Source organism: Paracoccus sp. (in: a-proteobacteria) (assembly GCF_030538755.1).
In the GTDB taxonomy this organism is placed as follows: domain Bacteria; phylum Pseudomonadota; class Alphaproteobacteria; order Rhodobacterales; family Rhodobacteraceae; genus Paracoccus.
Genome location: NZ_JAUNTJ010000003.1, coordinates 180,988 through 200,588, shown reverse-complemented (window position 1 = coordinate 200,588; position 19,601 = coordinate 180,988). Strand labels below are relative to the sequence as shown.

The following is a 19,601-nucleotide window of genomic DNA, read 5'->3' as shown; positions in this document are numbered from 1 at the left end:
GCCCGCCCCGGCGATATGGATCAATCGGCCAGGCGATACAGATCCTTGGCATACCAGGTGTTCAGCACGTTATCGGTGGGCAAGCCTTTGATTTTAGGGCTGACCATATCCACCTTGGCATAGTGATAGACGTTGATCGCCGGCACCTCGGCCGCCAGAATTTCCTCGGCTCGGGTATAAAGCGGCGCGGCGTCATCCGCCGTTTTGGAATCGGCCATCAGCTGATCGTATTCCGCGTTCGACCATTTGCCCGAGTTGTAACCACCCGTCTGGAACCAGTCGAGGAAGGTGGACGCCTCGTTATAATCACCGCACCACGCATAGCGGGCGATCTCGAAATCCTGATTTTGCAGCCGGTCGGTGTGAACCTTCCATTCGACGTTGTTCAGGGTGATTTCCACGCCAAGCGGACGCCAGAACTGTTGCGCGGCGATGGCCAGTTTGCGGTGGTTTTCGTCGGTGTTGTATTGCAGCGTCAGCCGCACGGGATTGTCGGGACCATAGCCCGCCTCGGTCAGCAGGCGCTGCGCCTCGGCGGTGCGTTCCTGCTGGGTCATGTGCATGATCGGCAGGTCGGGCGCGGCAAAGCCCTCGATCGCGGCATGGGTCCAGAAATAGGCGGCGGACTGGCCGCCTTGCAGCACCTGATCCACGATCACATCGCGGTTCAGACCCAGGTGCAGCGCCTGCCGCACACGCACGTCCTTAAGCGGCTCGGGGCCTTTGTCGGACAGGTTCATCACATAGGCGTATGAACAGGCATAGGGCAGCGAAATCGCCTGATCGGGATATTCCGCCGACAGGCGCGGATATTGCCCGGCGGGGATCTGCACCCGGTCCAGCTCGCCCGCCAGATAGCGGGTCAGCGCCACGTTGTTGTCGTTCACCGTCACGCCGCGCACGGTTTCCATCACCACATTGCCGGCATCCCAATACTGGGGATTCTTGACCAGCGTGATGTCAACGCCAAGGTTGTGGCTTTGCAGCGTATAGGCACCATTGCCGACCAGCTTGCCCGGCTGGGTCCAGTTGTCGCCCTCGGCCTCGATCACGGCCTGCGGCACCGGGAAGGTGGTCGCGTGCGACAGCATCTTGATGAAATAGGGGGTCGCCGTGGTCAGCGTGACCTCAAGCGTCTTGTCGTCGATGGCGCGCACGCCCAGCGTATCGGGGGCGGCCTCGCCCTTGACGATCTCGGACGCGTTGGCGACGTTCATCAGCTCGATGAACCACGCATATTCGGATGCCGTTTCCGGGTTCACCACCCGCTGCCACGCATAGACGAAATCGCCTGCCGTCACGGGTTCGCCGTTCGACCATTTGGCGTCGCGCAGGTGGAACGTATAGGTCAGCTTGTCATCCGATTCGTCAAAGCGTTCGGCGACGCCGGGCACCATCGCGCCATGCACGTCTTCGTTCATCAGCCCTTCGAACAGGTTGCGCAGCGCGTCCGAGCCTTCGACATCGGTGTTCTTGCCCGGATCCAGCGTCTTGATCGCGTCCAGCAGCCAGAAGGTATAGTTCTGGTTCGCGGCAAGATTGGTGCCCTCGGGCACCTCGACCGCCAATGCGGGCAGAGCAAGCGCGGTGACAAGCGCGGTGGACAGAAACAGGCGGGTCATGGTCAACCTCTGGTTAGTGTGGGTCGGTTTGTTACCGAAATGTCGTGGATGCTTATTCCATTATGTCGCAGCGTCCAGCATATTTCACACTTTCCCCTGCGGCACGGCCATGAAATGATCCCCCGGCATGAGGGACAGCGCGCGGATCATTCTGGTAACTGGCGGCGCCCGGTCGGGCAAATCCGCCCTGGCCGAGCGTCTGACCCTGCGCCATTCCGGCCCGCTTTTGTATATCGCGACGGCATGGGCGGGGGATGGCGAAATGTCGGCGCGAATCGCTGCCCATCAGGCCCGGCGCGGCGACCGCTGGCACACGGTCGAGGAACCGCGCGATCTGGACGGCGCTTTGGCGCGGGCGGATGACAGCGGCCGCTTTGGCGCGGTGCTGGTCGATTGCCTGACGCTGTGGCTGGCCAATTGCGACGGCGTGCCGCCGCTGGATGCGCTGTGTGCGCGGCTGGCGGCGATGCGCAGGCCGGTTGTGCTGGTCACGAACGAGATCGGCGGCGGCATCGTGCCTGCCGATGCGGCGGTGCGTGCGTTCCGCGATGCGCATGGGGCGATGAATCAGGCGGTGGCCGATGTGGCGGATCAGGTCTGGCTGGCGGTCTGCGGCCAGCCGCTGCGGATCAAACCGGGAAGGGAAAGCGATGAGCTTTGACAAGGACAGCGCGGCGCTGGCCCGCGCGCGGCAGGACAGCCTGACCAAACCGCCCGGATCGCTGGGCCGGCTCGAAGATCTGGCCGTGTTCATGGCCGGCTGGCAGGGCCGCGACCGCCCCCGGATTGATCGTGCGCAGGCCATCGTCTTTGCCGGGAACCACGGCGTTTGCGCGCAGGGCGTGAACCCGTTTCCGGCCGCCGTCACCGCGCTGATGGTGCAGAATTTCAACGCAGGCGGCGCAGCGATCAACCAGCTTGCGCGGCAGGCGGGGGCCGATCTGTCGGTCGTGCCGCTGGAACTGGACCGCCCGACCGCCGATTTCACCCAAGGCCCCGCCATGGGCGCCGGGCAGGTGATCGAGGCGATGGCCGCCGGGGCAGGGGCCGTCAGCCGGGATGCCGACATTCTGATCCTGGGTGAAATGGGGATCGGCAATTCCACCGTGGCGGCGGCCTTGGCGGCGGCGCGCTTTGGCGGGGCGGCGGCGGATTGGGTCGGCCCCGGTACCGGCGCGGCGGGCGAGACGCTGGCGGCCAAGATCCGCGCGGTCGATGCCGGGCTGGCCTTGCACAAGGACGCCCACAGCACCGAACAACTGCTGCGCTGTTACGGCGGGCGCGAACAGGCGGCGATCTGCGGCGCGATCCGTCAGGCGCGCGAATGGGGGATTCCGGTGATCCTCGACGGGTTCATCTGCACCGCCGCCGCCGCCGTGCTGACCGCCGATGATCCCGCCGCGCTGGACCATTGCCTGATCGGCCACGAAAGCGCCGAGCCGGGCCACCGCCGCCTGATCGCCGCGCTTGGCAAGACGCCGGTGCTGTCGCTGGACATGCGGCTGGGCGAGGGAAGCGGCGCCGCCGTGGCGCTGCTGGTGCTGCGCGCGGCGCTGGAATGCCACAACGGCATGGCCACCTTTGCCGAGGCAGGCATTGGCTGACCCGCGCACACGCCTTGGCGGTTGGTGGCATCAGGCCCTGCTGGCCGTCGCCTTCCTGACCCGGCTGCCGGTGGCGCGCTGGCTGCCCGCGCAGATCATCCCGCTGTCTTCGGCGGCATGGGCGTTTCCGCTGGCCGGGGCGCTGGTGGGCGGGGCAGGGGCCTTGGCGCTGACGCTGGCGGTGGCCGCCGGGGTGTCGCCTCTGGCGGCGGCGCTGCTGGCGCTGGCGGCGATGATCCTGACCACCGGCGGCCTGCACGAAGACGGGCTGGCCGATTACGCCGATGCAACCGGCGGCACCACGCGCGAACGCCGGTTGGAAATCATGCGCGATTCGCGGATCGGCAGCTATGGCGTGCTGGCGCTGCTGATCTCGGTCGGGCTGCGGGTTGCGGCGATGGCCGTGGTCGCGCCGCTGGCGCTGATCGGCGTGGCGATGATTTCGCGCGCGGGCATGGTGGTTGCCATGCGCGCCCTGCCGCCCGCCCGCGCCGACGGGCTGGGCCATGCCGCCCGCCGCCCGCCGCGCGGGGCCGTCGCGGCGGCGCTGCTGCTGGGGCTGGCCGGGCTGTTGCTGACCACGGGCGGGCAGGGCGCGCTGCTGGCGCTGATCTGTCTGGCCATGCAGGCGCTGACCGCATGGCGGGCCGTCCGGCTGATCGGCGGACAGACCGGCGACGTGCTGGGCACCATCCAGCAGACCGGCGAAATCGCAGCCCTGATCGCGCTGATGGCCCTGACCAGCCCCGCGCTGACCTAAGGCAGGGCGGCATTTTTCTTGACCGGAATTGACCGTTCCTTCATATCCGTTTGATACGAATTGGTCAGGAAAGCTGACCGGGCATTGCCGATGGCAAGCCAGCCTGAGGGGGGAGACGAAAATGGGTGGCCTTCTGGCCCTTTCCAGCGGCATAGACCGCATCAACACGGTGATCGGGCGCATGGTTTCGTGGCTGATCCTGATCGCCGTTCTGGTCAGCGCCGGCAACGCGATCATTCGCAAGATGTATAACATCTCGTCGAATGCGTGGCTTGAGCTTCAGTGGTATCTGTATGGCGGCGCCTTTCTGCTGGCGGCGGCCTATGCGCTGAAGGAAAACGAACATATCCGCATCGACATCCTTTACGGACGGTGGAGCAGGCGCACCCAGCACTGGATCGACCTGATCGGCCACACGCTGTTCCTGACGCCTTTCGTCATCGTGTCGCTGTATTTCATCATCCCGTGGTTCCAGCGCTCCTATCGCTATCAGGAAATGTCGATGAACTCGGGCGGGCTGATCCTGTGGCCGGCCAAGGCGCTGCTGCTGGCCGGGTTCATCCTGCTGCTGGCGCAGGGCATTTCGGAAATCATCAAGAAAATCGCAGTAATGCGCGGCCTGATCGAAGATCCAACCCCCTTCGTCAGCCATCACGAAGCCGCCCTGGCCGAGGGCGAGGCACTGGCCGCAGACATGGCCAGCCCGAACCATCCGGCTGCCGATCTGAACATCGACAACCCGCTGCACGACCCGCAAGGAGACACGCGCAAATGATGGAACTTATTGCGCAGAACATGGCGCCGATCATGTTCGTCTCGCTGATCGTGTTTCTGCTGTTCGGCTATCCGGTGGCCTTTGCACTGGCGGCGAATGGCCTGCTGTTCTTTGTCATCGGGGTCGAGTTGGCACCGCTGTCGGGCGGCAATATCTCGCTGGACTGGAACCTGCTGCGGGCCTTGCCGGATCGCTTTTTCAACGGCGTCGTCTCGAACGAGACATTACTTGCGGTGCCCTTCTTTACCTTTATGGGCATCGTGCTGGAAAAATCCGGCATGGCCGAGGATTTGCTGGACACCATCGGCCAGCTGTTCGGCCCGGTGCGCGGGGGGCTGGCCTATGCGGTGGTGATCGTGGGCGCGCTGCTGGCGGCGACTACGGGCGTTGTCGCGGCTTCGGTGATCGCGATGGGGATGATCTCGCTGCCGATCATGCTGCGCTATGGCTATGACCGCAAGATCGCCTCGGGCGTGATCGCGGCGTCGGGCACGCTGGCGCAGATCATCCCGCCGTCGCTGGTGCTGATTATCATGGCCGACCAGTTGGGCCGGTCGGTCGGCGATATGTACAAGGGCGCGATGGTCCCCGGTCTGGTGCTGGCCGGGCTGTATATGGGCTATGTCTTTCTGCTGTCGATCATTCGCCCCAACGACGTGCCCGCCCTGCCGAAAGAGGCGCGGACTCTGGGGTCGGGCGTCACCTCGCTGATTCTGGCCTTGGCTGCGGGAGCGGGCATCATGTATGCCGCGCATCATTACCTGTATCCGACGCAGGGCAACAACGCCGATATTCTGGGCGGCGCGGTTGCGGTGATGGCGCTGTATCTGGTCGCCATGACCGAGCGCGAGGGCTGGCGCTTTATCGTCAAGGCCGTCATCGCCGGTATTGCCGCCTATGCGGGCTGGGTGCTGTTTGGCAGCAACCTGATCGGGCGCATGGTCGAACCGCTGTTCGGCGGTCACGGCACCGGATCGCTGCTTGTCAGCCTTTACCTGTCGGCAGGCGTCGCCGCTGCGGTGTTCTGGGCGCTGTTCCGTGCCGTGTCGGGCTTTATCGACTTTTCCTTCGTCCCGGAACGCGGTCTTGGCGTCATGAGCCGTCTGGCACAGCAGGTCATCATCGTTCTGGTGCCGCCGCTGGCGCTGATCTTTTTCGTGCTGGGCACGATCTTTCTTGGCTGGGCCACCCCGACCGAGGGCGGGGCCATGGGCGCGCTTGGCGCGCTGGTGCTGGCTGCGGCCAAGGGGCGGCTGACCTTTGATGTGGTCTCGCAGGCGCTGACCTCGACGACGCGGCTGGCGGCCTTCGTGATGTTCATCCTGATCGGGGCGCGGGTGTTCTCGCTGACCTTTTACGGCGTGAACGGGCATATCTGGGTCGAACATCTGCTGGTGTCGCTGCCCGGCGGGGAATACGGGTTCCTGATCGTCGTCTCGATCCTTGTGTTCTTTCTGTCGTTCTTTCTGGATTACTTCGAACTGGCCTTCATCATCGTTCCCCTGCTGGCCCCTGCGGCGCAGGCGGTGGGGATCGACCTGATCTGGTTCGGCGTCATTCTGGCCGTGAACATGCAGACCAGCTTTATGCACCCGCCATTCGGCTTTGCGCTGTTCTATCTGCGATCCGTGGCCCCAAGGGTGCCCTACAAGGATCGCGTCACCGGCCGGATGATGGCGCCGGTAACATCGGCGCAGATCTATTGGGGGGCGGTGCCGTTTGTGGTGATTCAGGTCATCATGATCGGCGTGGTGATCGCCTTTCCGGGCATGGTCATGCACTACAAGGGCAAGCCGGTCGAAAGACCCGCCGCCCAGATGGAGATCCCCGGCGCATTTCCCAGCGGCAGCGGCGGATTGTCGTCACCGTTTGGCGCACCAGCGGGGGGCACATCGGGCGGTGGCATCGGCTTTGAGGGCGCATCGCCCTTTGGTGCGCCGGCAACACCCGCAGCCCCCGGCGGCGATTCTGGCGCAACCGCGCCAACCGCTCCGGCCCCCGGCGGCCTGTCGCCCTTTGGCGCGCCGCCGCCCGGCCTGACTGGCAATTGACACATGCAAGGGGGCAGAGAGGTGACTTTCCGCCCCCTTTTGCTGCGACGAAACGCCTAATCCGCAGATCGCCCCGACCTGCGCCCCGAAAACGCCGGGCGTAGCGGCGGGCCGTGCAAGGCCGGGGCCAGGGCGGTCAGATAAGCGGCCCATCCGGCACACCAGACCGCATATGCCGCGCCAAGCGGCACCTGACCTGCCGCTGCGGCCAACCGCAAGCAGGCCGAGGCCATCAGCAGCGTGACCGAGGTCATGGCGGCAGGGCTGGCGACGGGCGCTCTACCGCTGCGCCGCATCCCCGCGCGGGTCGAGATCGCGGCGATCATCGGGGCGATGGCGCCCATGGTCAGCAGATGCAGGGCGGCGGTGGTCAGGCCGAACCCGTGCGCCGCCAATCCTGCCGCAAGCCCGATCCATGCCGCAACCAGCATCGCACCTGCCGGGCGTTGCACGGCTGACAAGGACCACGCGCGCATCTGCGCCAGCACGCAGCCTGCGGCAGCAAGGGCCGCGGGCGGGCAGGGGATCGCCGCCGCCACCAGCAGCGCCGTAGAAATCGGCCAAATCCGGGGCATATCAGCCGCCCGTTGACCGGTGATCCCGGCCAGAAATGCCGGAACCGCGCGGGCACCGATGCCTGCCACCAATGCGGCGGCAATCAGCACCGCATCCGCCGGTTGCCCGGCCACGATCAGCGCGCTGATGGTCATCGCCGCGCCTGAAACCACCCACCGCTTGGCGCTGCCACGCCTGCGGCGCAGCAACAACAGCGACAGGCCGACCGGCAGCGCCCAGATCAGCCACAGCACCCCCGCCGCCGCCCCGGCCAGCGTCAGCAGCCACAGCACCAGCAGCGCCGCCGTTACCGCAGGCGACGGCACCGGCCCGCCATCCCAACCGGGCAGAGCCGAGGGCGCATAGCCGCAGATCGCGCCCAGAACCATGACCAGCAGCATCAGCCCTCCGTGCCCGGCCGGGGCCTGCCAGCCGTGCAGCACAGCCAGCGGCACGGCTGCCGACAGGATCGCCATGACCGGCAGAAATGCTCGCCATGGCGTTGCCAGCAGGGCAAAGGAAGTCATCCGACCCAGCCTGCGGCGCGCGGCGGGCCAAGGCGCAGCAGGTCCACCGTGCGGGCGGCGATCTGGCCGATGATCTCGTCCACGCTGGCGGGGCGCAGGTAAAAGGCGGGGACGGGGGGCAGGATCACCGCGCCCATTTCGGTTGCGGCGGTCATGTTGCGCAGATGGGCCAGCGTCAGCGGCGCCTCACGCGTCAGCAGGATCAGCGGGCGGCGTTCCTTAAGCTGCACAGCGGCGGCGCGGGTCAGCAGGGTGTCGTCCAGCCCATGCGCGATCGCCGCAAGGCTGCGCATCGAACAGGGCGCGACGATCATGCCGCGCACCGGGTGCGAGCCTGACGCGATGGTCGCCCCCAGATTGGCGACGGGATGGATGCGGTCGGCCAGATCGCGCAGTTCACTCAGCGCATCCGGGCCAACTTCATCCGTCAGGGTGCGTTCGGCCATGCGCGACACGACCAGATCGACCCGCGCCCCCGCATCGCGCAGATGCCGCGCGCAGGCCAGCCCAAGCGCCGCGCCGGATGCGCCCGATACCCCCAGAACCACTCTCATCGCGCCAGTCCCGCGCGTGACAGGATTTCAGCCGCGCGCGTCTGATGGTCGGGGTTCAGCGCCATCACCTTGCCCCATTCGCGGTTGGTTTCGGCCCCGATCTTGGTGGTGGCGTCGATGCCCAGCTTGCCCGCCAGCCCCTCCTCGGGAGAGGCGAAATCCAGATAGTCCATCGGTGTGCGCTCCAGCACCATCAGGTCGCGCGACGGGTCCATCCGCGTGGCCAAGGCCCATGCGATGTCATCCCAGTTGCGCGGGTCGATGTCGTCATCCACCACGATCAGCAGCTTGGTATAGCTGAACTGCGGCAGCATCCCCCAGACGCCCATCATCACGCGCCGCGCCTGACCGGGATAACGCTTGTCGATGGCGATGACCGCGATGCGATAGGAACAGCCGGCGGGCGGCAGCCACAGATCGCGGATTTCGGGGATCTGCGCCCGGATCACCGGCAGGGCCAGATCGTTGAACACCTCGCCGATGACCGAGGGTTCGTCGGGCGGGCGGCCCGTGACGGTGGTCAGATAGATCGGATCGTCGCGATGGGTCAGGGCGCTGACGCGCATCACCGGGAACGGCTCGACCGCGTTATAATACCCGGTATGGTCGCCAAAGGGGCCTTCGGGCGCGGTTTCGCCGGGGTGAATCCAGCCCTCGATCACCATTTCGGCGCGGGCGGGAACCATCAGCGGCACGGTGCGGGCGGGGATCAGTTCGGTTCGCGCGCCGCGCAGTACGCCGGAAAAGGTCATCTCGGACACGGTTTCCGGCAGGGGCAGGGCGGCGGCCAGCAGCGTCGCCGGGTCGGCCCCCAGCACCACGGCCACCGGCATCGGCTCGCCTGCCCGCGCCCATGTCCGGGCATGAGCCGCTCCGCCGCGATGTGCCAGCCACCGCATGATAAGCCGGTCGGGGCCAGGCACCTGCGCGCGATAGACGCCAAGGTTATAGCGCATCACATCTTCGGCCCGGCTGTCATGCGGGCGGGTAACGACGACCGGCCAAGTTATCAGCGGCCCGCCATCACCGGGCCACGGCACCTGCACGGGCAGGGCGGTCAGGTCGGGCGTTTCGGTCACGTTCTGCTGCACCGGGCCGTGGCGCGACATGCGGGGCCGGGTGGACAGCGCCGCGCGCAGCATCGGCCAGCGGGACAGGGCGTCGCGCATCCCTTCAAGCGGGGGCGGGCTGCGCAGGGCGGCCAGAAAAGCGCCGAAATCGGGCACCTGATCCAGCGTCAGCCCCATGCCCGCCGCAACCCGTTCCGAGGTGGCAAACAGGTTGGTGACGACCGGCATTCCGGCGGGGCGACCATCGGGCAGGGTGGCTGCGTCAAATTGCAGCACCGGCCCGCCGGCGCGCAGCGCGGCCAGTTGCACCGCCGTCATCTCGTGCCGGACCGACACGGGGTCAGGCAGGCGCAAAACCTGTCCGCACCGCTGATTCCATTCAAGAAATGCCCGCAGATCGGTGAATATGGGTAAACTCCGCACGCCGGTTATCCTGTGTCAGCCTGCCTCATGGCTAACATGCGGGCGGGGGATGAAGATTTGCCTTCGGTCAAGTTCCGCCCCGCGCCGGGCGGCTAGCCTGACCCAGACGCTCAGCCAGTCCACCGCGACGATGGCCCACCACATTGACGCATTGCGTCAGGCCGGAGTTGCCGCGCTGCGCCTGTCGCCACAAAGCCGCGATTTCGTCGGGGTGGTGCGCGGCTATGACGACCTGCTGGCCGGGCAGACCGATGCGCAGACGCTGACAGAACACCTGCGCGGCTCGGTCCCGCTGGGGCGGCTGTCCGACGGCTTTCTGACCGGCGCCAGCGGGGCCGAGTTCACGCCACATGTGGGGCGATGACCTGCGCCGCAGATGCGACAGGCATGGCGGGGCGATGGGGCAGGGCGTTTACAGCGGGCGCTTGGTGCCACCACCGTCACCCGGCCACGGCCGCCGCCACTTTGGACGATCATGGCCACACAGTGTTTCGCGCCATGTGCAGCGCAAATCCTGGTCATCAAGCCAATCTCCACGCGGCTACAGCTCCACAACCAACGCTGCGCGTCAACTGGACATTGTATTTAAGTGATAATCCGTATTATGGAACATAAATGCATTGCAATCCCCAAAATCTGCTACTTTTGACCATCTTGCCGAAGCTTGCGCCCTGCGGCACATCTGGCACAAGCAGGAGATTCTGATGGCCGTATCACCCCCCGTCTGCGACTTTGGCGCGCCGCTGCCTGATTTCGCGCTGCCCGGAACCGATGGGCGCAGCTACAGCTTGGCCGATGTTCGCGGTGCGCGCGGCACCTTGGTCATGTTTATCTGCAATCACTGTCCTTATGTGCAGGCGGTGATGGACCGGATCGTGCGCGATGCGCGTGACCTGATGGCGGCGGGCGTTGGCGTTGTGGCGATTTCGTCGAATGATGTGGCCAGCTATCCGCAGGATGGCCCCGAACAGATGCAGGCAGAGGCGCGGAGGCACGGCTTTCCTTTCCCGTATCTTTACGATGAAAATCAGGATGTTGCACGGGCTTTCGGGGCGGAGTGCACGCCTGATTTCTTTGGATATAACGCCGAAGGCGCGTTGCAGTATCGCGGGCGGCTGGATGCGTCGGGCCGCACTGCCGGCGCGCCTGATGCCCGCCGCGATCTGTTTCAGGCGATGATGCAAATCGCGGAAACGGGCCAAGGGCCGCAGGATCAGGTGCCCTCGATGGGCTGTTCGATCAAATGGAAAACCGCATGAGCGTTTATTTTGCCCCTTGTCCGGTGGTGTTCGATCTGGATGGCACCCTGATTGACAGCGTGCCCGATATTCACGGCGCCGCCAATGCCGTCCTGCGCGAGAACGGCCTGCGTCCGCTGCCGCTGGACACGATCCGCAGCTTTGTCGGCGGCGGTGTTGACCTGCTGTGGACACGCATCATTGCGGCAGTTGGTGCCCGCGCGGATCTGCACCGCGATCTGGTTGCGGCCTTTATGACCCGCTATCATCACGCAACGGCGCTGACCCGGCTGTATCCCGGCGTCCTTGAAACATTGGGCGTTCTGGCGGATCGCGGTCATCCCTTGGGGATTTGCACCAACAAGCCCGCACAACCGACGCAGGCCATCTTGCAGCATTTTGGCATAGATGCGCTGTTCCGCGTTGTTATTGCAGGCGATTCCCTGCCGCAAAAGAAACCTGACCCGGCGCCCCTGCGCGCAGCCTTTGCCGCCCTGGGTGCCGGTCCGGTCCGGCCCAAGGGGCTCTATGTCGGTGACAGCGAATTTGATGCCGATTGCGCCGCCGCCGTGCCGGTGCCCTTGCTGCTGTTCACCCGCGGCTATCGGCAAAAGCCCGTGGGCGAGCTGCCTCATGCCGCCGCATTCGACGATTTCGCCGCCCTGCCCGCCTTGGTCGAGGGGCTGTCAGCATGATCGGCGCGCTGATCTGGGATGTCGATGGCACCCTGTCCGAGACCGAGGAAACCCAGCGTTGCGCCTTTAACGAGACGTTTCGCGCCTTTGCCATCGACTGGAACTGGGATCGCCTGACCTATAAACGCCTGCTGCTGGCCCCCGGTGGCATTGATCGCCTGCGAACCTATGCCGATGAAACCGGCAACACCCTGCCGGATGACCTGCTGCGGCGTATTTATGCTGATAAAACACATCGTTATGTGCGATTACTGGAACGCGGCGGGGCGCCGTTGCGGCCCGGCGTGGCGGCGTTGATCGCGGCCGCGCAGCGCCACGGTGTGCGGCAGGCGATCGCCACCACCACCAGCCGCGCCAATGTCGAGGCCCTGATCGCCGCCACGCTGGAACGCCCCGCAGCCGAGGTATTTCAGGTCATCGCCGCCGGGGACGAGGTGCGGGTTCCTAAGCCCGCGCCCGATGTGTTTCTGCTGGCGCTTGAACGGCTGGGCCTGCCCGCCAGCGACTGCATCGTGATCGAGGACAGTCAGGCCGGGATGACAGCCGCGCGGGCTGCCGGGCTGCGGGTGCTGATAACGCCGTCGGAATATGCGCGCGACACCGATTTTTCAGCAGCAGACTGGGTTCTGCCCGATCTGACCGCCCCCCTGCCCGATCCGCTGGCCTGCCTGACGGCGCGGCATCGTGTGGCTTGACAGCGCCACCCCGGATGCACGAAATCCCCTTAGCCAAAGGAGAGTGCGATGGACCTGCGCCAACTGACCCCGGATCTTGCGGTATCGCCCCAGATCATGCCCCACGAAGTGCCGGCACTGGCCGCTGCGGGGTTCAAGGTGCTGGTGAACAATCGCCCTGATGCCGAAACCGCGCCGGATCACGACAGCCATACCATGCGCGCGGCGGCCGAGGCGGCCGGGATGCAGTATCACGAGATCCCCTTTACGCCCGGCCGGATCACCCCCGACATGATCGCCGATTACGAGGTGGCCATTTCCGGGGCCAAGCCGGTGATCGCCTATTGCCGCTCTGGCAACCGCTCGACGACACTGTGGGCGCTGACGCAGGCGGGGCGGTTGCCCGAAGCCGAGATCGTCGAAACGGCCTTGCGCGCCGGTTACGATCTGACCCCGGTGCGCCCGCTGATCGCCTCGCTGGCCGGAAACAGGCGTTGAGGGTTGGTCAGGAATCGCCCTTAACCCGTTGATTTCACTCTGCCCCCAGGGCGCGCTTGACGTTGGCAGTCCAGCCCAAAAGCCGCAGGTCATCAGCGGCGATGGCCGGGCGCTTCATCACGCTGGGTTTTTCGCCCATCATCTGAACCGGCGGCAAATCCCGTTCCGCATCAGACATGCCACGCCATGTCAGGCTGGCGCGATTGATGATCTTTTCGCCCCATTCATCGGCCAACCGCTGACGCTCAACCTCGGACAGCGGGTCTTTCTGCACGTCGCGGAAGGCAACCTGCCAGCCCGCAGCCTCTAGCGCGGCCTGCGCTTTTTGACAGGTAGAGCAATGCGCAAGACCAAACATTTCAAGTTTTTTCGACATTTTCAGCCTTTAGATAAGGGGCACGAACGGCACGCCGCAACCGGCCAGGGCCAGCACGGCGGCAAGGGACAGGATCAGCTTCATCATGGCTCCTTTCAGATCAGGGCCAGTATCGCCCGACAGGCCACGCTTGCGCAATCAGGGATCGTCATGGTGCAGCCCCGCCTTGATCCGCCGCAGGCTAAGCCAGACGGCACCGACCACCAGCGGCACCAGCAGCGCCAGCAGCGCCGCCTTGTCCAGCCCGACCGCACCCGCCAGCGGTGCCAGCGCATAGGCCGCCAGCCCCACCGCGTAATAGCTGATGGCCACCACCGACAGCCCCTCGACCGTGTGTTGCAGCCGCAATTGCAGATCGGCGCGGCGGTCCATACTGTTCAGCACCGCCTGATTTTGCGCCGACCGTTCCACATCGACGCGGGTGCGCAGCAGATCCCCTGCCCGCGTCGCCCGCTCCAGCGCGGCGTTCAGGCGATGTTCGGCGGATTTCACCGTTCGCATGGCGGGTAAATAGCGGCGGGTCATGAACTCGCTTAACGTCTGCCGCCCCTGAAAGCGGGTCTCGCGCAGCGACTTCACCCTTTCAGCCACGATGGCCTCATAGGCGGCGGTTGCGCCAAAGCGAAAGAAGTTCTGCGTGGCCTGCGTTTCCAGCTGGTTCGAGACCTTGAGCAGTTCGTGCAGCAAGGCGTCCGCGGGCTGGTCGGCGGACATGTGATCGACGATCTCGCTTAACCGCGCCTCGATCCCGTTCAACTGCCGCATCAGGCTGCGGCTGCGCGACAGGCCCAGCATGGACATGGCGCGATAGGTTTCCAGCTCGGTCAGGCGCTGCACGATGCGGCCGACGCGGGCATCGCTTTCGCCGGGGCGGACGAAAACGGCAAAGCGCATCCATCCGGTTGAATCGATGCGGAAATCGCTGGCGACAACGGCGGCTTCTTCCAGGATCCACGACATGGCCAGACTGTCGGGGGCGAACCATTCCGCCGCGCGGGCGGTCAGTTCAGAGATGTCATCGGGCAGCCACTGAACCTGCACCAGAACCGCCGCCACCCGCTTGCCCGGCGCACCCGCCTGCCAGTCGGCGGGAAAGACCGCCCCCGCCTTGGGGTCAAAGGGATGCGGCGGCAGGCCCGGCGTAAAGGCGGCATAGGTCACGAACTCCGCATGGCTTTCCCATCGCAGATGATGGCGGCCAAGCTGCCCGGCATAATGGCTGCCGTCCGGGTCGGGGCGCGGCCCGCCATGGCGCGCGACCAGCGCCGACAGGTGATCGTAATCGCGCGCCCGGTTGCGGCCCACGGCATCGCGCGGCTCTTTGATGGCCAGATAGGCCACCGTCGCCGGCGGCATTACCCGAGGCGAAGGCCGCGCGTGCAGTTCATTAACCAGCGCATAGCGCAGCGGGTGATCGTCATCGGGTTTCATGGCGGCATCATGGCCAACAAGCGCGCGCCGCGCCATCGGCCAGAGGTCGCATCAGACGAATATTCCGCCACGCCGACAGAAAAAGGGCGGACCCAGCGGCCCGCCCCCGTCTTGCGCCCTGCCCTGCGATCAGTCGATCAGCGGCAGCAGCTTGTTGATGCTGTCCTTGGCATCGCCATAGAACATCCGCGTGTTTTCCTTGTAGAACAGCGGGTTTTCGATGCCGGAATAGCCGGTCCCCTGCCCGCGCTTGGACACGAACACGTTCTTGGCCTTCCACACCTCCAGCACCGGCATCCCGGCGATGGGGCTGTTGGGGTCTTCCTGCGCGGCAGGGTTCACGATGTCGTTCGAGCCGATGACGATCACCACGTCGGTGGACGGGAAATCGTCGTTGATCTCGTCCATTTCCATCACGATGTCATAGGGCACCTTGGCTTCGGCCAGCAGCACGTTCATGTGCCCCGGCAGACGGCCCGCGACCGGGTGGATGGCGAAACGCACGTTCTTGCCGCGCGCGCGCAGCTTGCGGGTCAGTTCGCTGACCGCGCCCTGCGCCTGCGCCACCGCCATGCCGTAACCGGGGACGATGATAACCTCGTCCGCGTCGTTCAGCGCCGCGGCCACGCCATCGGCGTCGATGGCGATCTGCTCGCCCTCGATCTCCATCGCGGGGCCAGCCTCGCCGCCGAACCCGCCAAGGATCACGCTGACAAAGTGCCGGTTCATCGCCTTGCACATGATATAGGACAGGATCGCACCCGACGACCCGACCAGCGCGCCGACCACGATCAGCAGGTCGTTCGACAGGGTAAAGCCGATCATCGCCGCCGCCCAGCCGGAATAGCTGTTCAGCATCGACACCACCACCGGCATATCGGCGCCGCCGATGCCCATGATCAGGTGATAGCCGATGAAGAACGCCGCCAGCGCGATCACCAGCAGCCACAGCGTGCCCGGCCCGACCGAGGCGCAATACAGCACCACCATCAGCAGCGACAGCGCCGCCGCACCCGCGTTCAGCATGTGACCGCCGGGCAGCTTTTTCGGCTTGCCGTCGATCTTGCCCGCCAGCTTGCCATAGGCGACGACCGATCCGGTAAAGGTCACGGCACCGATAAAGATGCCCAGAGCGACCTCGATTTTCAGCATGGTCAGCTCGGCCGGGGTTTTGTGCGCCAGAACGGCGGCAAAGCCGGTGAATTCGGTCAGCAGCCCTTCGGCGCGGGCGCGCAGCACGCGCATCATTTCGAAATGCGCGTTAAAGCCCACGAACACCGCCGCCAGACCGACAAGGCTGTGCATGGCGGCGACCAGTTGCGGCATTTCCGTCATCTGCACGCGCTTGGCGACATAGACGCCGCCCACGCCGCCGATGGCCATCATCACCAGCGACAACAGCCAGTTGCCATAGCCCGGCCCCATCAGCGTGGCGACCACGGCCAGCGCCATACCGGCGATGCCATACCAGACGGCGCGCTTGGCGCTTTCCTGCCCGGACAGGCCGCCCAGCGACAGGATGAACAGCACCGCCGCCACCACATAAGCGGCGGTGGTAAAGCCATAGGCCGGCAGCGCGGCCAGTGCGCCATGCGTGTCGGACACAATCACGGGCGGGGTGAAATTCGAATGTTCCATGTCGCCCTCTTACGATTTCTGGAACATGGCCAGCATCCGCCGCGTGACCATGAAGCCGCCAAAGATGTTCACGCCCGCCATCAGCACCGACAGCGACGCCAGAATGACGATCAGCGCCGAGCCGGACCCGATCTGCAGCAAAGCGCCGACGATGATGATCGAGGAAATGGCGTTGGTGATCGCCATCAGGGGCGTGTGCAGCGAGTGGCTGACGTTCCAGATCACCTGGAAGCCGACAAACACCGCCAGCACAAAGACGATGAAGTGCTGAAGGAAGCTGGCCGGTGCGATCCAGCCGACCAGCAGCATCAGCAGCGCGCCCACGGCCAGCAGCGTGACCTGCGATTTCGTCTGCGCCCTGAAGTCGGCCAGTTCCTGCGCCCGGCGTTCTTCGGGCGTCAGTTCCTTTTTCTTTTCCTTGGGCTTTTGCGCCGCGATGGCGGCGATCTTGGGCGGCGGTGGTGGCCATGTCACGTCGCCGTCATGGGTGACGGTGGCGCCGCGGATCACGTCGTCTTCCATGTTGTGAACGACGACACCATCCTTGCCCGGCGTCAGGTCGGCCATAAAGTGGCGGATATTGTTGCCATACAGTTCCGACGCCTGCGTGCCCATGCGCGAGGGGAAATCGGTGTAGCCGATGATGACCACGCCGTTTTCGGTGACGATACGCTGATCCGGCACGGTCAGTTCGCAGTTGCCGCCTTTTTCGGCGGCAAGGTCCACGATCACGCTGCCCGGCTTCATCGCCTGCACCATGTCGGCGGTCCACAGCACCGGCGCATCGCGGCCCGGAATCAGCGCGGTGGTGATAACCACGTCGATTTCCGGGGCCAGTTCGCGGAACTTGGCCAGTTGTTTTTCGCGGAACTCGGGCGACGAGGGCGCAGCATAGCCGCCGGTCGCCGCGCCGTCCTGCGCGGGCTGGTCGAATTCGAGGAACACGAATTCCGCGCCCATGGATTCGATCTGTTCGGCCACCTCGGGGCGCACGTCAAAGGCATAGACCTGCGCGCCCAGTGACACGGCGGCACCGATGGCGGCCAGACCGGCCACACCCGCGCCGATGACCAGCACCTTGGCCGGCGGCACCTTGCCCGCCGCCGTCACCTGCCCGGTGAAAAAGCGGCCAAAGTTGCCCGCTGCCTCGATCACGGCGCGATAACCGGCGATATTCGCCATCGAGGACAGCGCGTCCATCTTTTGCGCCCGGCTGATGCGCGGAACCATGTCCATCGCAATCGCGGTCACACCCTGCTGCCGGGTTTTTTCCAGCAGATCCGGGTTCTGCGCCGGGTAAAAGAACGAAATCAGCGTCTGGCCCTGACGCATCCGGTCCACTTCGGCATCAGACGGCTGACGCACCTTGGCGACCACATCGACCGCATCGGTCAGTTGTGCTGCGGTCTGTTCGACCGTTACGCCAGCGGCGCGATAATCCTCATCGGAAAAGCCTGCCTGCGATCCGGCACCGGATTCGACAAAGACCTGATGGCCCAGCTTTTGCAGATGACCTGCGGATGACGGCGTGATCGCGACCCGCGCCTCGCCGCTCTGAGTTTCCTTCAACGCGCCGATCTTCATGGGCACCCCCTGTTCAACGTCGGCAAATGTCTAGCACCGCGAATCGACATTTCACAAGGCTGCGAGGGCCTGCCGCGACTATCTGTTCCTTGGCAAATGGTCGTAGTCGCCGACCAAAAGGTGCCGGGGCGGCATGTCCTCGGCGATGGTCAGGGGCGCGCCGGGCGGGATCGCGAACAGCGTATCGGTCTGATCGTCGGCCACGCTGGACACCTCGCCGATCAGGCAGGTGCCGCCCTCGGCGCGGAATTCGTGCCAGTCGCCGGGGCGCAGCGTGACGGATTCGCCGGGTTCCAGCCGGATCACGCCGCCCGGTTCCACCCAGCGTGCGATGCCGTCGCATTCCACGGTCACGCCCTTGCGGGTGTCGATGCCGCCCTGCGCATCCGATCCGCACAGCCGCAGGGCCAGCGTGGCGCCCCAGCGGTTCACCAGATCCTTGGTTTTCAACAGATGCGTGTGCAGCGGCACAAGCTGGGCGTCCTGCACAACCAACAGCTTTTCGGCATAGACGCGCCCTGCCCCGCCCGCCAGTTCGGCAAGGCTGCCATTGCGCAGGGTAAACAGAAACAGCCCGCTGCGGTCGAAATCGCCGCCGCCGAAATCGGTTATATCCCAGCCCAGACGGCCCGCGACGATGGCCGGGGTGGCGCGGTCGATGAATTCGCGCGGCGTCCACCACGCAAAGGGCGGCAGTTGCTGGCCAGACCGCGCGATCACCTCGATCGCGTCGCCCATGATGTCATTGATCCGTGACCGTTTCATCCGCGCCCCCTGTTTCCGGCCCCATGAAACGCCAAGGCCGCGCGGGGGCAAGCCCTCGCGCGGCCGGATTGTGGCAGATCGCCGGATCAGTTGGTCGGCGCGGGGGTGGTCGGCTCGACCGTCACGGCATCGCCGATGGCATCCGCAGCTTCGCCAGCGGCACGGGCCGCTTCGTCGGCGGCGCGGGCGGCGGCATCAGCGGCATCGCTGGCCGCGCCTTCAGCGGCGGTCGCGGCGCTCGAAGCGGCGTCCTGCGCGGCACTGGCCGCATCCTGCGCCGCATCGGCAGCGGCACCGGCCGCGGCTTCGGTTTCGGTCGCGGCGGCATCGGCGGCGCGATCAGCGGCGGCGGCGGCCTCATCGGCTGCGGCCTCTGCCTCGGCGGCGGCACCTTCGACGGCGCTTTCAACCTCGGTTGCGGCACCTTCGACAGCGGTTTCCGCCTCGGTCACGGGCGAAACAGGTTCGGCCGTCGCCACCGGATCGGTCGCGGCGGGGGCCTCGGTCGTGGTGGTGACGGTGGTGGTGTCGCCTTCGACGACAACTTCGTCACTGGCCATGAACCGGGTCAGAACGAAATAGGCCAGCGCAAGCGCCAGCAGCACGCCGATAATCAGCGGCATGGCCGAGGCGCGGCGTTCCACCGGCTCGACATAGGCTTCACGGCGCGGTTCCTCGGCAGGGGCCGAGCGGTTCGGATCGTTCGGATCATAGGTCATGTTTCATTGCCCTCCTGGCTAATATTCTGGTCTGGCCCCATT

Annotated in this window: 21 protein-coding genes; 10 read left to right on the top strand and 11 right to left on the bottom strand. The window is 65.7% G+C overall.

What is annotated here, in order from left to right; all coding sequences use genetic code 11:
- Positions 1-20: 20 nt before the first annotated feature.
- Positions 21-1,622, bottom strand: coding sequence for a peptide ABC transporter substrate-binding protein (locus Q4G14_RS03165; protein ID WP_303360268.1), 1,602 nt, complete (start codon positions 1,620-1,622; stop codon positions 21-23).
- 127 nt (positions 1,623-1,749) lie between these two features.
- Here Q4G14_RS03165 and cobU point away from each other — a divergent pair, with 127 nt between their 5' ends.
- From cobU to Q4G14_RS03140, 5 genes are all read left to right on the top strand, one after another.
- Positions 1,750-2,283 carry a bifunctional adenosylcobinamide kinase/adenosylcobinamide-phosphate guanylyltransferase gene (gene cobU, locus Q4G14_RS03160; RefSeq protein ID WP_303360267.1) on the top strand — a complete coding sequence of 178 codons (534 nt, stop codon included), beginning with the start codon at positions 1,750-1,752 and terminating at the stop codon, positions 2,281-2,283.
- On the top strand, positions 2,273-3,226 hold the full coding sequence (gene cobT, locus Q4G14_RS03155) for a nicotinate-nucleotide--dimethylbenzimidazole phosphoribosyltransferase (RefSeq protein WP_303360266.1): 954 nt from the start codon (positions 2,273-2,275) through the stop codon (positions 3,224-3,226). Before cobU ends, cobT begins: the two co-directional genes overlap by 11 nt.
- Positions 3,219-3,986: an adenosylcobinamide-GDP ribazoletransferase gene (locus tag Q4G14_RS03150; RefSeq protein WP_303360265.1), complete on the top strand. Its 768-nt coding sequence runs from the start codon at positions 3,219-3,221 to the stop codon at positions 3,984-3,986. The genes cobT and Q4G14_RS03150 overlap by 8 nt, the downstream gene beginning before the upstream one ends.
- A 121-nt stretch (positions 3,987-4,107) precedes the next feature.
- Positions 4,108-4,761 (top strand): TRAP transporter small permease subunit, encoded by a 654-nt coding sequence (locus Q4G14_RS03145; protein ID WP_303360264.1) that lies wholly within the window; start codon positions 4,108-4,110, stop codon positions 4,759-4,761.
- Entirely contained in the window at positions 4,758-6,812 is a 2,055-nt protein-coding gene (locus Q4G14_RS03140; RefSeq protein WP_303360263.1) for a TRAP transporter large permease subunit, read from the top strand. The genes Q4G14_RS03145 and Q4G14_RS03140 overlap by 4 nt, the downstream gene beginning before the upstream one ends.
- Positions 6,813-6,868: 56 nt before the next feature.
- On the opposite strand, the gene Q4G14_RS03135 is transcribed toward Q4G14_RS03140, so the two are convergent.
- The 3 genes from Q4G14_RS03135 to Q4G14_RS03125 are packed head-to-tail and all read right to left on the bottom strand — an operon-like array spanning position 6,869 to position 9,941.
- Positions 6,869-7,894, bottom strand: a complete 1,026-nt coding sequence (locus tag Q4G14_RS03135) for an NnrS family protein (RefSeq protein WP_303360262.1) — start codon at positions 7,892-7,894, stop codon at positions 6,869-6,871.
- Positions 7,891-8,448, bottom strand: coding sequence for a UbiX family flavin prenyltransferase (locus Q4G14_RS03130; RefSeq protein ID WP_303360261.1), 558 nt, complete (start codon positions 8,446-8,448; stop codon positions 7,891-7,893). The genes Q4G14_RS03135 and Q4G14_RS03130 overlap by 4 nt, the downstream gene beginning before the upstream one ends.
- Positions 8,445-9,941 (bottom strand): UbiD family decarboxylase, encoded by a 1,497-nt coding sequence (locus Q4G14_RS03125; protein WP_303360260.1) that lies wholly within the window; start codon positions 9,939-9,941, stop codon positions 8,445-8,447. The genes Q4G14_RS03130 and Q4G14_RS03125 overlap by 4 nt, the downstream gene beginning before the upstream one ends.
- A gap of 130 nt (positions 9,942-10,071) precedes the next feature.
- On the opposite strand from Q4G14_RS03125, the gene Q4G14_RS03120 reads away from it, so the two are divergent.
- The 5 genes from Q4G14_RS03120 (at position 10,072) to Q4G14_RS03100 (ending at position 13,046) form a co-directional block, all read left to right on the top strand.
- The gene (locus Q4G14_RS03120; protein WP_303360259.1) at positions 10,072-10,305 is read left to right on the top strand and encodes a hypothetical protein; all 234 of its coding nucleotides are present in this window, start codon (positions 10,072-10,074) and stop codon (positions 10,303-10,305) included.
- Positions 10,306-10,645: 340 nt separating this feature from the next.
- A complete protein-coding gene (locus Q4G14_RS03115; protein WP_303360258.1) occupies positions 10,646-11,200 on the top strand; it encodes a thioredoxin family protein in 555 nt (184 codons plus the stop codon).
- Entirely contained in the window at positions 11,197-11,874 is a 678-nt protein-coding gene (gene gph / locus Q4G14_RS03110; protein WP_303360257.1) for a phosphoglycolate phosphatase, read from the top strand. The genes Q4G14_RS03115 and gph overlap by 4 nt, the downstream gene beginning before the upstream one ends.
- Positions 11,871-12,569, top strand: coding sequence for an HAD-IA family hydrolase (locus Q4G14_RS03105; RefSeq protein WP_303360256.1), 699 nt, complete (start codon positions 11,871-11,873; stop codon positions 12,567-12,569). Before gph ends, Q4G14_RS03105 begins: the two co-directional genes overlap by 4 nt.
- A 48-nt stretch (positions 12,570-12,617) precedes the next feature.
- The gene (locus Q4G14_RS03100) at positions 12,618-13,046 is read left to right on the top strand and encodes a TIGR01244 family sulfur transferase (protein ID WP_303360255.1); all 429 of its coding nucleotides are present in this window, start codon (positions 12,618-12,620) and stop codon (positions 13,044-13,046) included.
- A 34-nt stretch (positions 13,047-13,080) separates the two neighbouring features.
- Here Q4G14_RS03100 and Q4G14_RS03095 read toward each other — a convergent pair whose 3' ends face one another.
- The 7 genes from Q4G14_RS03095 to Q4G14_RS03065 form a co-directional block, all read right to left on the bottom strand.
- Positions 13,081-13,422, bottom strand: a complete 342-nt coding sequence (locus tag Q4G14_RS03095; RefSeq protein ID WP_303360254.1) for an arsenate reductase family protein — start codon at positions 13,420-13,422, stop codon at positions 13,081-13,083.
- Positions 13,423-13,431: 9 nt separating this feature from the next.
- Positions 13,432-13,560, bottom strand: a complete 129-nt coding sequence (locus Q4G14_RS03090) for a hypothetical protein (protein WP_303360253.1) — start codon at positions 13,558-13,560, stop codon at positions 13,432-13,434.
- A complete protein-coding gene (locus Q4G14_RS03085; protein WP_303360252.1) occupies positions 13,561-14,853 on the bottom strand; it encodes a DUF3422 family protein in 1,293 nt (430 codons plus the stop codon).
- A 129-nt stretch (positions 14,854-14,982) separates the two neighbouring features.
- The gene (locus Q4G14_RS03080; RefSeq protein WP_303360251.1) at positions 14,983-16,491 is read right to left on the bottom strand and encodes an NAD(P)(+) transhydrogenase (Re/Si-specific) subunit beta; all 1,509 of its coding nucleotides are present in this window, start codon (positions 16,489-16,491) and stop codon (positions 14,983-14,985) included.
- A 9-nt stretch (positions 16,492-16,500) separates the two neighbouring features.
- On the bottom strand, positions 16,501-18,075 hold the full coding sequence (locus Q4G14_RS03075) for a Re/Si-specific NAD(P)(+) transhydrogenase subunit alpha (RefSeq protein ID WP_303360250.1): 1,575 nt from the start codon (positions 18,073-18,075) through the stop codon (positions 16,501-16,503).
- Positions 18,076-18,153: 78 nt separating this feature from the next.
- Positions 18,154-18,840 carry a D-lyxose/D-mannose family sugar isomerase gene (locus Q4G14_RS03070; protein ID WP_303360249.1) on the bottom strand — a complete coding sequence of 229 codons (687 nt, stop codon included), beginning with the start codon at positions 18,838-18,840 and terminating at the stop codon, positions 18,154-18,156.
- A gap of 86 nt (positions 18,841-18,926) precedes the next feature.
- Positions 18,927-19,559 carry a hypothetical protein gene (locus tag Q4G14_RS03065; protein ID WP_303360248.1) on the bottom strand — a complete coding sequence of 211 codons (633 nt, stop codon included), beginning with the start codon at positions 19,557-19,559 and terminating at the stop codon, positions 18,927-18,929.
- Positions 19,560-19,601 lie beyond the last annotated feature (42 nt).